Annotated in this window: 15 protein-coding genes and 1 rRNA gene; 11 read left to right on the plus strand and 5 right to left on the minus strand. The window is 71.6% G+C overall.

What is annotated here, in order from left to right; all coding sequences use genetic code 11:
- The 9 genes from rrf to pstB form a co-directional block, all read left to right on the plus strand.
- Positions 1-87 (plus strand): 5S ribosomal RNA (rrf, locus tag ACFVGO_RS24590); the annotation flags it as partial.
- Between the two features lie 72 nt (positions 88-159).
- Positions 160-1,170, plus strand: coding sequence for a mycothiol synthase (mshD, locus tag ACFVGO_RS24595; protein ID WP_380634040.1), 1,011 nt, complete (start codon positions 160-162; stop codon positions 1,168-1,170).
- A 271-nt stretch (positions 1,171-1,441) separates the two neighbouring features.
- A complete protein-coding gene (locus ACFVGO_RS24600; protein ID WP_380354384.1) occupies positions 1,442-3,712 on the plus strand; it encodes an RNA degradosome polyphosphate kinase in 2,271 nt (756 codons plus the stop codon).
- Positions 3,713-3,816: 104 nt separating this feature from the next.
- Positions 3,817-4,905: a CHAD domain-containing protein gene (locus ACFVGO_RS24605; RefSeq protein ID WP_359914154.1), complete on the plus strand. Its 1,089-nt coding sequence runs from the start codon at positions 3,817-3,819 to the stop codon at positions 4,903-4,905.
- Position 4,906: 1 nt separating this feature from the next.
- Positions 4,907-5,434: an NUDIX hydrolase gene (locus tag ACFVGO_RS24610; RefSeq protein ID WP_359914157.1), complete on the plus strand. Its 528-nt coding sequence runs from the start codon at positions 4,907-4,909 to the stop codon at positions 5,432-5,434.
- A gap of 229 nt (positions 5,435-5,663) precedes the next feature.
- Entirely contained in the window at positions 5,664-6,800 is a 1,137-nt protein-coding gene (pstS, locus tag ACFVGO_RS24615; RefSeq protein WP_359914160.1) for a phosphate ABC transporter substrate-binding protein PstS, read from the plus strand.
- Positions 6,801-6,950: 150 nt separating this feature from the next.
- On the plus strand, positions 6,951-7,928 hold the full coding sequence (gene pstC / locus ACFVGO_RS24620; RefSeq protein WP_359914163.1) for a phosphate ABC transporter permease subunit PstC: 978 nt from the start codon (positions 6,951-6,953) through the stop codon (positions 7,926-7,928).
- Positions 7,925-8,995: a phosphate ABC transporter permease PstA gene (gene pstA / locus ACFVGO_RS24625; protein ID WP_359914166.1), complete on the plus strand. Its 1,071-nt coding sequence runs from the start codon at positions 7,925-7,927 to the stop codon at positions 8,993-8,995. The genes pstC and pstA overlap by 4 nt, the downstream gene beginning before the upstream one ends.
- Before the next feature lie 42 nt (positions 8,996-9,037).
- Positions 9,038-9,814, plus strand: a complete 777-nt coding sequence (gene pstB / locus ACFVGO_RS24630; RefSeq protein ID WP_359914169.1) for a phosphate ABC transporter ATP-binding protein PstB — start codon at positions 9,038-9,040, stop codon at positions 9,812-9,814.
- A 160-nt stretch (positions 9,815-9,974) separates the two neighbouring features.
- Here pstB and ACFVGO_RS24635 read toward each other — a convergent pair whose 3' ends face one another.
- Together ACFVGO_RS24635 and ACFVGO_RS24640 are read right to left on the minus strand one after the other, a co-directional pair.
- Complete coding sequence (locus ACFVGO_RS24635) at positions 9,975-10,970, minus strand: inorganic phosphate transporter (RefSeq protein WP_359914171.1); 996 nt, start codon at positions 10,968-10,970, stop codon at positions 9,975-9,977.
- A gap of 5 nt (positions 10,971-10,975) precedes the next feature.
- Positions 10,976-11,596 carry a DUF47 family protein gene (locus tag ACFVGO_RS24640; protein WP_359914173.1) on the minus strand — a complete coding sequence of 207 codons (621 nt, stop codon included), beginning with the start codon at positions 11,594-11,596 and terminating at the stop codon, positions 10,976-10,978.
- 359 nt (positions 11,597-11,955) lie between these two features.
- Between ACFVGO_RS24640 and ACFVGO_RS24645 the strand changes: the two genes are divergently transcribed.
- Positions 11,956-12,324, plus strand: a complete 369-nt coding sequence (locus tag ACFVGO_RS24645) for a metal-sensitive transcriptional regulator (RefSeq protein WP_359914176.1) — start codon at positions 11,956-11,958, stop codon at positions 12,322-12,324.
- Positions 12,325-12,454: 130 nt separating this feature from the next.
- On the opposite strand, the gene ACFVGO_RS24650 is transcribed toward ACFVGO_RS24645, so the two are convergent.
- Positions 12,455-12,643, minus strand: coding sequence for a hypothetical protein (locus ACFVGO_RS24650; protein WP_359914178.1), 189 nt, complete (start codon positions 12,641-12,643; stop codon positions 12,455-12,457).
- A 217-nt stretch (positions 12,644-12,860) separates the two neighbouring features.
- Positions 12,861-13,760, minus strand: coding sequence for a hypothetical protein (locus ACFVGO_RS24655; protein ID WP_359914181.1), 900 nt, complete (start codon positions 13,758-13,760; stop codon positions 12,861-12,863).
- A 133-nt stretch (positions 13,761-13,893) separates the two neighbouring features.
- On the opposite strand from ACFVGO_RS24655, the gene ACFVGO_RS24660 reads away from it, so the two are divergent.
- Complete coding sequence (locus tag ACFVGO_RS24660; RefSeq protein WP_359914184.1) at positions 13,894-14,085, plus strand: hypothetical protein; 192 nt, start codon at positions 13,894-13,896, stop codon at positions 14,083-14,085.
- A gap of 99 nt (positions 14,086-14,184) precedes the next feature.
- On the opposite strand, the gene ACFVGO_RS24665 is transcribed toward ACFVGO_RS24660, so the two are convergent.
- Positions 14,185-14,907 carry a phosphatase PAP2 family protein gene (locus tag ACFVGO_RS24665; protein ID WP_359914186.1) on the minus strand — a complete coding sequence of 241 codons (723 nt, stop codon included), beginning with the start codon at positions 14,905-14,907 and terminating at the stop codon, positions 14,185-14,187.
- Positions 14,908-15,076 lie beyond the last annotated feature (169 nt).

Here is a 15,076-nt window from a genome sequence, read left to right on the forward strand (position 1 = left end):
GGTTACATTCCGAACCCGGAAGCTAAGCCTTACAGCGCCGATGGTACTGCAGGGGGGACCCTGTGGGAGAGTAGGACGCCGCCGAACAATTATTCAGAAAAGCCCCTGATCCACTCGGATCAGGGGCTTTTCGCATTTCCGGTGACGTATCGTCTGGGCATGGACGATCAGACAGCGGTCATTGCGGACGATGTGCTCCGGCCCGAGCAGCGCGACGGTTCCCTGCGTGTTCTGGCGGCGGCCCAGGCGGTGGACGGCCGGGCCGCCGTGTCCGAGCAGGGCCGGCTTCGGTTGCGGAACGCGGAGATCCCGCGGCCGGGTGTGATCCACCTCGTCGAGACCGGGACCGACACCGACACCGACACCGACACCAAGACCGAATCCGGGACCGGGAGCGGCGCCGTCCTCGGCTACGGCCAGCTCGAGGTGCCGGAGAACCCGGCGGCCAACCCCACCGCCGAGCTGGTGGTCGACCCGGCCGCCCGCGGTCGCGGCCTGGCCCGCCCGCTGGTGGACGCGGTCCTGGAGCAGGCCCACCGGGCGGGGCGCGACGCGGTGGACTTCTGGGTGCACGGCGGCCACCCGGCCGCCCGCCACCTGGCCGGGGCGTACGGCGCCGAGCTGGTCCGAGAGCTGCGGCAGATGCGCCGCACCGGCCGGCAGACCGAGGAGGTGGCCGTTCCCGAGGGCATCGAGCTCCGGACCTTCCGCCCGGGGGAGGACGACGCCGAGTGGCTGCGGCTGAACGCCCTGGCCTTCGCCCACCACCCCGAGCAGGGCGCCTGGACCGGGCAGGACCTGGCCGAGCGGATCGCCGAGCCGTGGTTCGACCCGGCCGGCTTCTTCCTCGCGACCCGCGACGGCAGGGTGGTCGGCTTCCACTGGACCAAGGTGCACCCGGCCACCGCCACCGAGCCCGAGCTCGGCGAGGTGTACGTGGTCGGGGTGGACCCGGCCGAGCAGGGCAGCGGTCTCGGCCGTGCGCTGACCGCGGCAGGCCTGCGCCACCTGACCGGCACCGGCACCGGGGAGCGCGGGCTGGACACCGTGCTTCTCTACGTCGACGCCGACAATCCGGCCGCCGTGCGGGTATATGAACGATTGGGATTCGCCGTTCACGAGGTGGACCTCATGTACCGAGCCCAGTACCGGACGAACCGGTCGGCCTAGTCGGGCCCCCGGGGCGTCCGCGCACCGGACTCCCCGGTCCTCCGGCGGCGTCGAACGCGGCCGGGACGGCCCCGCGAGCGGTCGCGGGCGAGGGACGGGACGGCGACGCCCCTTGCTCCGACCGACTCAGCTTTCCTCCTGGCCATGCGGTGTTTACCGTGGATTCAATTGCTGCCGCGAAGATCACAGGATGAAGTCCGTAGTGTCTCGCTCGTGCAGAGTCGACCGCCACGCACCGGCCGGTCCTGTACGGACCGCACCGGGAGGGTGGGTGCTGTCCCCGGGTCCGGCCCGGGGCGAGGGCGACGGCCCGCAGAGCCATTCGCGTCCGGACGCCGTCCTGCTGCTGGAGGAGCTGGAGCCCATGAGCATCCCCCGCCCCGTCTCTGCCCCGCTGTCACCTACGGCCCGGATGTCCGGCGCGCTGGGTATTCCGCCGGAGCTGCCGGCCACGGACGAGGAGGAGTTCGAAGCACTGCCGCAGGGCCGCTTCCTGGACCGCGAGCGCAGTTGGCTGGCGTTCAACGAACGGGTCCTGGAACTGGCCGAGGACCCGGGCATCCCGTTGCTGGAGCGGGCGAAGTTCCTGGCGATCTTCGCGAGCAACCTGGACGAGTTCTTCATGGTCCGGGTGGCCGGGCTCAAGCGCCGGATCGCCACCGGAGTCGCCCAGCGCAGCGCGTCCGGCCTCCAGCCGCGCGAGGTGCTGGACCTGATCTGGACCCGCTCGCGCGAGCTGATGGCGCGCCACGCCGCCGCCTTCCAGCAGGAGGTGCTGCCGGACCTCGCCGGCGAGGGCATCGAGGTGGTCCGCTGGTCGGAGCTGGCGGAGAAGGAGCAGGCCCGGCTGCACACGCTGTTCCGGCAGAAGATCTTTCCCGTCCTGACCCCGCTGGCCGTCGACCCGGCGCACCCCTTCCCGTACATATCGGGACTCTCGCTCAACCTGGCCGTCGTGGTGCGCAACCCGGTGTCCGGCCACAAGCACTTCGCGCGCGTCAAGGTGCCGCAGTCGCTGGCCCGCTTCCTGGAGGCCTCGCCCCAGCGGTACGTCCCGCTGGAGGACGTCATGGGCGCCCACCTGGAGGAACTCTTCCCGGGGATGGAGGTGCTGGCCCACCACGCCTTCCGCGTCACCCGCAACGAGGACCTGGAGGTGGAGGAGGACGACACCGAGAACATCCTCAAGGCCCTGGAGAAGGAGCTGATGCGGCGGCGCTTCGGCCCGCCGGTCCGGCTGGAGGTCGAGGAGTCGATCGACCCGTACATCCTGGACCTGCTGGTGCGGGAGCTGAACATCACCGAGGCCGAGGTCTTCCCGCTGCCCGGGCCGCTGGACCTGACCGGGCTGTTCGGGATCGCCGAGCTGGACCGCCCGGAGCTCAAGTACCCGAAGTTCGTGGCCGGCACGGCCCGGGGGCTGACCGACGTCGAGTCGGCCTCCCAGCCGGACATCTTCGCCGCGATGCGCGAGCGCGACGTCCTGCTGCACCACCCCTACGACAGCTTCTCCACCTCGGTTCAGGCCTTCCTGGAGCAGGCCGCCGGGGACCCGGACGTGCTGGCGATCAAGCAGACCCTGTACCGCACCTCCGGCGACTCGCCGATCGTCGACGCGCTGATCGACGCGGCCGAGTCCGGCAAGCAGGTGCTGGTGCTGGTGGAGATCAAGGCGCGCTTCGACGAGCAGGCCAACATCAAGTGGGCCCGCAAGCTGGAGGAGGCCGGCTGTCACGTGGTGTACGGCCTGGTCGGGCTGAAGACGCACTGCAAGCTCTCGCTGGTGGTCCGGCAGGAGGGCGACACCCTGCGCCGCTACTCGCACGTCGGCACCGGCAACTACCACCCGAAGACGGCCCGGCTGTACGAGGACCTCGGCCTGCTCACCTCCGACCCGCAGGTCGGCGCGGACCTCTCGGACCTGTTCAACCGGCTCTCCGGCTACTCGCGCCGCGAGTCCTACCGCCGCCTGCTGACCGCCCCGCGCGGCCTGCGCGACGGGCTGGTCTCACGGATCCACAACGAGATCGCCCACCACCGGGCGGGCCGCCCGGCCTACGTGAAGCTCAAGGTCAACTCGATCGTCGACGAGGCCGTGATCGACGCGCTGTACCGGGCCTCCCAGGCCGGTGTGCCGGTGGACGTCTGGGTGCGCGGGATCTGCGCGATCCGCCCGGGCGTGCCGGGGCTGAGCGAGAACATCCGGGTCCGCAGCATCCTGGGCCGCTTCCTGGAGCACTCCCGGATCTTCGTGTTCGGCAACAACGGCGATCCGGAGGTCTGGATCGGCAGCGCCGACATGATGCACCGCAACCTGGACCGCCGGATCGAGGCGCTGATGCGGATCACCGATCCGGCGCACCGCGCCGAGCTGTCCGGGCTGATCGACCTCGGGGTGTCGGACGAGACCGAGTCCTGGCACCTGGGGCCGGACGGCGCGTGGACCCGCCACTCGCAGGACGTCGAGGACCGTCCGCTGCGACACGTCCAGGACCTGCTGATCGACTCGCGCCAGCGCCGCCGGGCCGCGACCTCGCGCTGACGCGTCCACTGATGCGAAGCCGCCGGGACGGCAAGGGGACCTGTCCCGGCGGTCGGCCACCAGCTCCGGGGGAGCACCTCGGAGGAACGGGGATCTACCACGCCATGACCGAAGCGCCGATGACGGCCCAGGCGGCCTCCACAGCGACCGCCGGGGACATCCTTTCCCACCACCTCACCGCCCAGGCCGGCGCCTTCCTGCGCGCGCTGCCGCTGGCGGTGGGCGAGGTCGGCGCCAGACCCGGGACGGCCTCGGTCGTCCCGTCGGCCGGCACCTCGGACCTGCTGCGGGCCGTCCGGCGGGTCGGCGGGCTGCTGCACACCTTCGGCTCGGTCTTCGAGCAGACCTGGGCGCAGGAGTCGCGCACCGAGCTGCGCTGGCTGCTCAACCTGCTGGCGCTGGAGCCCGGCTACGTCCGCCGCTCGGCCCGGCTGCTGGGCGCGCTGGACTCGCTGAGCGGCACCGACCCGGACGGGACGGGCATGCTGGCCGGCCACGTGGGCGCCCCCAAGGCGCGGGCGCTGCTGGACCGGCAGCTGACCCTGGCCCGGACCAGGGCGCACTCCACGGTGCTCCAGGAGCTCCGCTCCGCCCGGCTGCACGCGCTGGCGGACCGGATGACCCTGCTGGTCGGCGACGCCCCGCTGCTGGAGTCGGCGGGCGGCCGGGCCCCCGCGGTGCTGCTGCCGCAGGCCGCCGCCGCCTTCGCCGCGCTGACCGCGGGCGCCCAGCAGCTGCCGCTGCGGCGGGCCGCGACGCCGTACGGCGGGGACGGGCTGCGCCGGCTGGGCACGGTTCCGGCGTCCCGCGGGGCGACCGACGCGGACACCGCGCTGGCGGCCGACGACGCGCCCTGGGCCCGGATGCGGATCCTGGTGAAGCGGGCCCGGTACGCACTGGAGGTGTGCGGCCGCGCCTCCTCCGAGCTGGACGGGCTGGACCTGGTGCTGGCCCGGCAGCAGGAGGCGGCGGACGCCGCCGTCACCGCCGCCACCGCGGCGCGCACTCCGCGGATCACCCCGGCGACCGCGTACGTGCTGGGGGTGGTGCACGCCGACCAGCGGCTGGAGGTGGAGTCCGCGCGGTACGCCGTCGGCCTCCGCTGGCCCGACCTGCCGCCCGGCCCGGACGGCTGGCTGGAGCTCGTCCCGACCGACGCCTGGGGGCACTCCGCCGCGGCCGGGACGGTCTGAGATGGGCGAGCGCCCGCCCGCCGGCCGGGCGGCGACGGGGGCCGTGACCGGGGCGGGGCACGCCCCGGTGGTGCTGGCGGCGGGCGCGGTGCTGTGGCTGCCGGGCCGGCCGAAGAAGAGCGGCCGGCTGGGGCGGCCGCGGATCGCGGTGATCCACCGGCCCAAGTACGACGACTGGAGCCTGCCGAAGGGCAAGCTCGAAGCCGGTGAGGGCGTGGTCGACGCGGCGCTGCGCGAGGTCCGGGAGGAGACCGGGTTCCGCTGCCTGCTGGGCCCGGAGCTGCCCACCCGGCACTACCGGGTGCAGGGCCGTCCCAAGGAGGTCCGCTACTGGGCGGCGGTGCCCTCCAGCGGCTCCTTCCGGCCCAACCGGGAGGTGGACCGGCTGGAGTGGCTGCCGGCCGGGAAGGCGCGGGCCCGGCTCACCCACGACCACGACCGGTCGCTGATCGACGCGCTGCTGGCGCTCCTGGGGGCGAAGCCGGTGCGGGCGGCCGGAGCGGCACCGGTGAAGGAACGGTGGAAGTGATCTTCCCGCGCCCTTGCCGTGACGCAACCGTTACTACCTGACGTAGTTTCCTGTCATCCGTTCGAGGTTCACTCCCCGTTCACTTGCGACCGGCTGTCGTGTCACTTACCCGGCCTAACTTCGGGACCACCGGAGGGCCGAACGGGCCCCGGACCACAGCAAAACCCGTGCTGGGCCGCCGTAGCCGTACGGCCCGCGCAAGGGCAATGCCACAGAAAGGGACACCCCTGTGAAGCTCCAGCGGAACGGCCGCTCCAAGGCCCTCGCGATCGGTGCCATGGCGCTCGTCAGCTCGCTGTCGCTCGCCGCCTGCGGGTCGGACAACAACAACAACACGACCGCGTCCGGTGGCTCCGGCGGTTCCGCCGCGCCCGCCGCCGCGATCAACTGTGGCAAGGCCGGTTCGCTGATCGCCGCCGGTTCGACCGCGCAGGGCGCGGCGATGGACGTCTGGAAGACCAGCTTCGCCGCCGCCTGCTCCGGCAGCACCATCAACTACCAGGGTGGCGGCTCCGGTGCCGGCATCCAGCAGTTCAACCAGGGCAAGATCCAGTTCGCCGGCTCCGACTCGGCCCTGAAGCCGGCCGAGGTCGACGCCTCCAAGGCGGTCTGCACCGGCGGCCAGGGCATCGACCTGCCGATGGTCGGCGGTCTGATCTCGCTGGTCTACAACGTCGACGGTGTCGACAACCTGGTCCTGGACGGCCCGACCTCCGCCAAGATCTTCGACTCGCAGATCACCAAGTGGAACGACCCGGCGATCGCGGCCCTGAACCCGGGCGCCAAGCTGCCGGACACCGAGATCCAGACCTTCCACCGCTCGGACGACGCCGGCACCACCGAGAACCTGACCAAGTACTTCGCCGCCGCCGGCGGCGGCGCCTGGTCCTACCCGGCCGGCAAGGCCTGGGCGGGCAAGGGCGGCCAGTCGGCCAACGGCAGCGCCGGTGTCTCGGCCCAGGTGAAGCAGGTCAAGAACTCGATCAGCTACGTCGAGCTGGCCTACGCCCAGACCAACAGCCTGAAGAGCGCCGCGATCAACACGGGCGCCGCCAAGCCGGTCGAGGCCACCGCCGAGAACGCCGCCTCCACGATCGCCAAGGCGCAGGCCGCCGGCACCGGCAGCGACCTCGCGCTGAAGCTCGACTACGCGACCAAGGAAGAGGGTTCCTACCCGCTGGTCCTGGTCACCTACGAGATCGTCTGCGACAAGGGCAACAAGGCCGAGACCCTCGACACCCTGAAGTCCTTCCTGACCTACACCGCCAGCGACGCGGGTCAGAAGGCCATCGGCGAGAAGGGCTACGTCCCGCTGCCGAAGGCCGTGACCGACAAGGTCAACGGCGTCATCGCCACCCTGGCCTGACCCGACAGGACCCCCGGTGGAGCGGCCCCGTGAGCGAGGGGGGCCGGGGCCGCCCCACCGGAACGGACCACACCCAGCACCACGTCCGGGGCACCGCCGCCATGGTGCCGTCCCCCTTCCGGGGCGGCACCACCAGACCGGAGTAGACCAATGACTTCATCCTCCCCTGCCGCCCCGCGAGGCAGGGAACGCCGGCCGCGCGACAGCCGGGTCGGCGACAAGATCTTCATGAACCTCGCCCGGGGCTCGGGCATCCTCCTGCTGGTCGTCATGGCCGCCATCGCCGCGTTCCTGACCTGGCGGTCGGTCCTGGCCCTGACCACCAACGAGGGCAACTTCCTCACCAGCTTCGAGTGGACTCCGGACGCCCCGAAGCCCGTCTTCGGCATCGCCGTCCTGGCCTTCGGCACCATCGTCAGTGCCGTCATCGCGATGGCGATCGCCGTCCCGGTGGCCATCGGGATCGCGCTGTTCATCTCGCACTACGCGCCGCGCAGGATCGCCCAGCCGTTCGCCTACCTGGTCGACCTGCTCGCCGCCGTCCCCAGCATCGTCTACGGCCTCTGGGGCGCGCTCTTCCTGGTCCCGCACATGGACGGCCTGACCAGCTGGCTCAACGAGTACCTGGGCTGGACGTACATCTTCGACCAGACCAGGACCGGCACCCCGCGCAACCTGTTCACCGTCGGCATCCTGCTGGCGATCATGGTCCTGCCGATCATCACCGCGGTCTCCCGCGAGGTGTTCCGCCAGGTGCCGCGGATGCACGAGGAGGCGGCGCTCGCGCTCGGCGCGACCCGCTGGGAGATGATCCGCACCGCGGTGCTGCCGTTCGGCCGCCCCGGCATCATCTCGGCCTCGATGCTCGGCCTCGGCCGCGCGCTCGGCGAGACCATCGCGGTCGCGGTGGTGCTCTCCGCCAGCAACGTCCTGTCGCCGCACATCCTCGACGCGGGCGGCGGCACCTTCGCGCAGAACATCGCGCTGAAGTTCGCCGAGGCCGGTGACAACGGCCGCAACGCGCTGATGGCCTCCGGCCTCGTCCTGTTCGTCATCACCCTGCTGGTGAACGGTGCCGCGCGACTGATCATCGCCCGCCGCAAGGAGTACTCGGGGGCCAACGCATGACCGTCACCGCCGTCATCGAGGACGCCCGGCCGGTCGGCCGTCCGCTGACCGCCAACCGACTGCCCAAGTGGGCCCCGGCCGCCGTGGCCGTCGGCTCGATCGCCCTCGGCTGCGGGATCGGCGCGGCCGGCGGGCTGGCCAGCCACCTCCAGTGGGGCCTGATCTCGGCCCTGCTCTTCGTCCTGATCAGCTACGTCCTCTCGGCCCGGGTCGAGGGCCGCCGGCAGGCCAAGGACCGCTTCGCCACCTCGGTGGTCTGGGTCGCCTTCATCCTGGCCGTCGTCCCCCTGGTCGCCCTGACCTTCTACACCGTCCAGCAGGGCATCGGGGTGGTCGACGGGAACTTCCTGAGCCACTCCATGAAGGGCGTCATCCAGTCCGGGCCCGGCGGCGGCATCTACCACGCGCTGATCGGCACCCTGGAGCAGGTCGCCCTGGCCACCGCGATCGCGGCCCCGATCGGGCTGCTGACCGCCGTCTACCTGGTCGAGTACGGCCGCGGCACGCTCGCCAAGGCGGTCACCTTCTTCGTCGACGTCATGACGGGCATCCCGTCGATCGTCGCCGGTCTGTTCATCCTCTCGCTCTGGAACCTCGCCCTGGGCTTCAGCTACTCCGGCTTCTCGGGCAGCCTCGCGCTGGCGATCCTGATGATGCCGGTCGTGGTCCGGTCCACCGAGGAGATGCTGAAGCTCGTCCCGAACGAGCTGCGCGAAGCCTCGTACGCGCTCGGCGTGCCGAAGTGGAAGACCATCCTGCGGATCGTCATCCCCACCGCGATCGGCGGCATCACCACCGGTGTGATGCTCGCGGTCGCCCGCATCACGGGCGAGACCGCCCCGGTGATGATGCTGGTGTTCGGCGCCGACTACATCAACAACAACCCGTTCGACGGACCGCAGCAGTCCCTGCCGATGTACATCTGGACCCAGTACTCGCAGGTCAACAACGACTTCGGCTACGCCCGTGCCTGGGGCGCGGCGCTGGTGCTGATCGCCTTCGTGATGGGGCTCAACCTCGTCGCCCGGGGCATCGCACGCTGGCGCTCGCCCAAGGGCGGGCACTGAGCGACCGACTGACGTACGAGACAGACGAGAGAAGCAACGATCATGGCCAAGCGCATCGACGTCAGCGGACTGTCGGCCTACTACGGCACCACCAAGGCCATCGAGGACATCTCGATGAGCATCGAGCCCCGCTCGGTGACCGCCTTCATCGGCCCGTCCGGCTGCGGCAAGTCCACCTTCCTCCGGACCCTGAACCGGATGCACGAGGTGATCCCGGGCGCCCGGGTCGAGGGCAAGGTCCTCCTGGACGACGAGAACCTCTACGCCTCCAACGTCGACCCGGTCGCCGTGCGCCGCTCGGTCGGCATGGTCTTCCAGCGCCCGAACCCCTTCCCGACCATGTCGATCTACGACAACGTGATCGCGGGTCTGCGGCTCTCCGGCGTGAAGAAGAAGTCCGTGCTGGACGAGGTGGTGGAGCGTTCGCTGAAGGGCGCCAACCTCTGGAAGGAGGTCCACAACCGGCTGAACAAGCCGGGGGCCGGCCTCTCCGGCGGTCAGCAGCAGCGCCTGTGCATCGCCCGCGCCATCGCGGTCGAGCCCCAGGTCCTGCTGATGGACGAGCCCTGCTCCGCGCTCGACCCGATCTCCACCCTCGCCATCGAGGACCTGATCGGCGAGCTCAAGGAGCAGTTCACCATCGTCATCGTGACCCACAACATGCAGCAGGCGGCCCGCGTCAGCGACCGCACCGCCTTCTTCAACCTGGCCGGCGTCGGCCAGCCGGGCAAGCTGGTCGAGCTGGACGACACCCAGCGGATCTTCTCCAACCCGCAGGTCCAGGCCACCGAGGACTACATCTCCGGCCGCTTCGGCTAGACCGGAGCCCCGTCACGGGCGGCGCCGAGGCGCCGGGACGCGTGACGGACCGCGAGCTGTCCCGCGGTGCTGCATGGCGGTGCCGCCGCGGGACATGGAAAAGGGCCCGCCCCCGAGATGTGGGGGCGGGCCCTGTCCGTTCGCGCGTCCTGCGGGGCCGTCAGCCCCAGAACAGGTGGACGAACCAGTACATCAGCGCTGCGACGACGGCGGCCGCCGGCATCGTGATGAACCAGCCGAGCACGATGTTCTTCGCGACGCCCCAGCGCACCGCGCGGATCCGCTTGGTGGCCCCCGCGCCCATGATCGCCGCGGTGATCACGTGGGTGGTGGAGATCGGCGCCTTGAAGACGAACGACGAGATGTACATGACCGTCGCGGAGGTGGCCTCGGCGGCGAAGCCCTGCGGCGGGTCCAGCTCGATGATCTTCCGGCCGAGCGTCCGCATGATCCGCCAGCCGCCCGCGTAGGTGCCCAGCGAGAGCATCGTCGCGCAGGAGATCTTCACCCAGACCGGAATGCCGTTGCCGGACTGGTGGCCGGAGATGGTCAGTGCCATGACCACGATGCCCATGGTCTTCTGGGCGTCCTGGAGGCCGTGCGCCAGGGCCATCGCGGCGGCCGAGGCGGTCTGGGCGACCCGGAAGTTGCGCTTGGCCCGGTGCGGGTTGGCCCGGCGGAAGATCCACAGGATCGCCAGCATCACCAGGAAGCCGCCGACCAGGCCGACCACCGGCGAGACGAACATCGGGATGACGATCTTGTCGAGGACCCCGCTCCAGATCACCTCGGTGCCGCCGGCCAGGGCCGCGCCCACCATGCCGCCGAACAGCGCGTGCGAGGAGGAGGACGGGAGGCCGAAGTACCAGGTGACCAGGTTCCAGGCGATCGCCCCGACCAGGGCCGCGAACAGGATCGCCATCCCCTGGTTGCCGGTGGGGGTCTCGATGATCCCCTGGGAGACGGTGTGCGCCACGCCGCTGCCGAGGAACGCGCCCGCCAGGTTCATCACCGCGGCCATCGCCAGCGCCGCCCGGGGAGTGAGCGCCCGGGTGGAGACCGACGTGGCGATCGCGTTCGCCGAGTCGTGGAAGCCGTTGGTGTACGTGAAGAAGAACGCAACGCCGATGACGGCGATGAGTGCTGCCATGTCCACGGGGGTCAGGACTCCTTGACGGCGATGGTCTCCACCGTGTTGGCGACGTGCTCGAACGCGTCCGCCGCCTCCTCAAGGACGTCCACGACCTGCTTGAGCTTGAGGACCTCGATGGCGTCGTACTGACCGGAGAACAGGTGGGCGAGCAGCTTGCGGTGGATCTGGTCGGCCTGGTTCTCCAGGCGGTTGACCTCGATCCAGTACTCGGTGAGGTTGGACATGCTGCGCAGGTTCGGCATCGCCTCGGCGGTGAGTTCCGCGGCGCGCGCCAGCACCTCGATCTGCTGCTCGACGCCCTTCGGCAGGGTCTGGATGTCGTAGAGGACGACCAGGTCGACGGCTTCCTCCATGAAGTCCATGATGTCGTCCAGCGACGAGGCGAGGCTGTAGATGTCCTCGCGGTCGAAGGGCGTGATGAAGGACGAGTTCAGCTGGTGGAAGACGGCATGGGTGGTGTCGTCCCCGGCGTGCTCGGCGGCGCGCATGCGCTCGACGATCTCCGCACGGGCCGACACGTCTGATCCCAGCAGCTCCAAAAGGAGCTTCGATCCGACGACAAGGTTCTCCGCCGCGGCGGCGAACATGTCGTAGAAGCTCGTCTCCTTCGGGGTCAGGCTAAAACGCACGGAAATCTCCGATGTGCGGGGTAGGGACTGAACGATGCTAGGTGCAACCGAACGCAATCACGCAAACGGGGTGTCGGGGAAGGAGCCGGAACCTCCCCTTCCGTTCGGCCGCCGCACCGGCTGATCCGGGCGCACCACCACACGTGGACGCGAGCCCCAGTCTGACGGAACCTCGCCCGGATTGTCCCCGTCGTGCGCACCGGAGAACGGGGCGCCGCTCAGACGGGTGAACCGCCGGGAGCCCCCTCCAGCGCCCCCGCGGCACATGCCGGGACGGCCGTCGGAACACCACGGAGGGCCCCGGTGTTGGACACTTGTGGCCGACGCAGCCACCAGGCACTGAGACGAAGGCGGGGCCGATGACCACGACGCAAGCGCGCAGCGAGCCGGAGCACGCGCAGGGGACCGAGCCGCCCGCCGGCCAGGCCCCGGCCGGGCACCACGGCCCGCACGGCTACAGCGCGCAGAAGGACGCCCACCTCAAGCGGCTGCGCCGGATCGAGGGCCAGATCCGCGGCCTCCAGCGCATGGTCGACGAGGACGTCTACTGCATCGACGTGCTCACCCAGGTCTCGGCCGGCACCAAGGCGCTGCAGTCCTTCGCGCTCTCCCTGCTGGAGGAGCACCTGCGGCACTGCGTCGCCGCGGCCGCCGAGGAGGGCGGCGCCGAACTGGACGCCAAGGTGGCGGAGGCCACCGCCGCGATCAGCCGCCTGCTGCGCAGCTGAGCCGCCGGGCCGACCGCTTCGCTCCGGGGGCGCGTCGCTCCCGGAGCGGGCCCGCCCGCGTCGCGCCCGGAGCCCGTGTCGCGCCCGGAGTCCGTGTCGCACCCGGAGCCCGCGTAGCGCCCGGAGCCCGCTAGCCGTCGGCCTCCCGGTCGCACTGCCCGGGTTCGGACCGGTCCAGCAGCACCTCGTCGATCCGCTCGGTCGGCAGCCGGTCGCCGGAGCTGGCCGTCGCGGCGATCATCAGCTCGCCGGCCAGATCGATCTCGTCGAGGGCCGCGTCGTCGTGGCCGCCGCTGCGGCCGCCCGTGGACGACACCACCTGCACCACCCCTTCAGTGCCTCGCCAGCCCGGGCGGCAGCCACCCGGAGTCCAGCCTAGGCACTTCGGGGCCCGTCCACATGGCACGGACGGGCCATCTCGGCGCCGCCGAAACGGGTGGCAGTCGCTCCCCGGACGGCCACCCGCCCCGGCGGCACCCCGTCTCGCCCCGGCGCCGGAGCGCTGCCCCGGCGGCCCGGGGCGTGTCGGACCAGCCCTACTTCGGGCTCTCCGTGGGCTTCATCCGGTAGATGTCCGAGGCCGAGGGCTCGGCCGCCTCCACCGGCTTGCCGAAGTCCGACAGCGAGGTCGTCGACGTCACCTTCACCTGGTCCTTGGGCTCCTTCGACCCGGCCACCCCGGCGAAGGTGAACACCTCGACCACCTTGCGCAGCCGGCCCTGGTCGTCCAGCCAGGCGTCGTACGGGACCTCCTTGACGGTGAAGGTCTGCGCGCCCGTCCGCAGGCCGTCCCCGCCCCTGCCGCCCGTCGCGTCGGCCGCCTTCACCAGGTCCAGGGTGCCCCGGAAATGGTGCAGCGCCACCCCGTCGACGGTCTCGGTGCCCACCGCCTCCGCCTTCTGCGCCCCGCGCAGCGCCCCCGCCGCCGAGGCCGGGTCGGTGGCCCCGCTGCTGACCAGGTTGCCGTCCGGCAGCTGGCGCACGTCCAGCTTGACCCACTTGCCCGCGGGGACCTTGGCACCGCTGTTCTGGAGGTAGACGGTGCCCGGCAGGACCACCTCGACGATCTTCCCGGTGGTCGCCGCACCCGGCGGCACCTGGACCTCCAGCCGGCCGATCCGCTTGACGTAGTCGTAGCCGCCGGTGCCGCTGAACGAGGCCTTCTTCTCGGTCGACTCGGTGACCAGCTCGGTCGCGGCGTGCGCGGAGCCGGTGCGGCCCGTGATGTCGGGGGCGTTGCGCACCGCCGTCAGCGCGTCCGCGGCGAGCTGGTCGGGGGCGCCCGACTGCTGGTCGGAGGAGCCGTCGACGGGGCCGCCGGAGCAGCCGGCGGCCCCCGCCGCCAGGACGGCGGCGAGCAGGGCGGCCCCGGCCGCCGAGCGCAGGTGCGGACCCGGACGGCGTGCCGACCGTCCGGTGCGCTGCTGGTCGGTCATCTTCATCCTCGCGACAACCCCCTCGGGCCCGACTGCCCCGCCGGCCACCACCGGGCGGGCAGAGCTCTTTCCGGGCAAACGAGTTGGGACGCCAAGGGTTACGGGGGCCGGCGCGGGCGCTACCGTGAACCACGTGCACAGTGAGCTGCCGACGGCACCCGGCACCGCCCGGATGCCCGAACACCGCCTCGCGGTCGGCGAGCGCGGATCCTTCGCCTTCGCGACCTGCAGCTGCGGCTGGTACTCCCCGGCCCGCCGCTCGCGCGATCTGGCCCGCCGCGAGGGGGCCGACCACCTCGCCGAGAACGGCGCCGGACCGGACTGATCCCACCGGGCCCGGGACACCTCCGCGGCGCCGGGCCCGGGACACTTGCGCGGCGCCGGGCCCTGGACACCTCCGCCGCGCCGGGCCCGGGAGACGGCGTCAGGCCGCGAGGTCGGACTCCGGCGGCTGCTCCCCGGCCCGCACCGCCCCGCGCCCGCGGCGACGGCCACGCGGACCGGCCCCGACGCGGGCCGCACCGCCGCGCTCGGGCGCCCGGATCAGCGGGGCGACCGCCGTGCGGCTCAGCGCGTGGCAGAACGGCACCAGCACCGCCATCGCGATCGGCGCCAGCAGCAGCACCACGGCGACGGCGAGCGCGAAGCCGCCGATCACGTCGGTCGGGTAGTGGACGCCCATGAACATCCGGCAGAAGCCCTGGAGGAGCGCCAGCCCGCCGGCGATCCAGCCCAGCCTGCGGTTCACCAGGAACAGCGCCACCGCGACACCCATGGTCATGGTCGAGTGGTCGCTGACGAAGGAGTGGGTGCCGGCCTTGCCGTCCACCAGCACCAGCAGCCCGGGATGGTCGACGAAGGGACGCGGGCGGTTCACGATCGCGGCGATCGGCAGGTTGGCCAGTTCGGCGACGGCCACCGAGAGCGGCACCCAGAGCAGCCCGGCCACCGCCACCGGCGCGTCCGGCCGGCGTCTGGCCTGGAGCCAGGCCACCAGACCGAGCATCGCCAGGCCGATCAGGATGCCGTACTCGCCGATCCACGAGACCAGGTGGTCCAGCCACTGCGGGGAGCGCTTGGCCAGGCCGTTGACGGCGTAGAGCAGGTCGAGGTCGGGGTTGGTCGTGTCGGCAAGCGGCGTCGACACGCCGCACCTCCTTCTGGTCCGCTGCACCTGTACGTTCCCGCCGGGGCCCGCCCGGCGCCGAAAGCTGACGAGGGACCACCGGACCCAACGTCATCACCGGGACACAGCGTTCCACGGAAACGCGCGGTTATGGAAACTTGACTCAGCGTCCACAGCGCGCACACAGCTC

The organism is Kitasatospora sp. NPDC057738, assembly GCF_042798815.1.
In the GTDB taxonomy this organism is placed as follows: domain Bacteria; phylum Actinomycetota; class Actinomycetes; order Streptomycetales; family Streptomycetaceae; genus Kitasatospora; species Kitasatospora lactacystinica.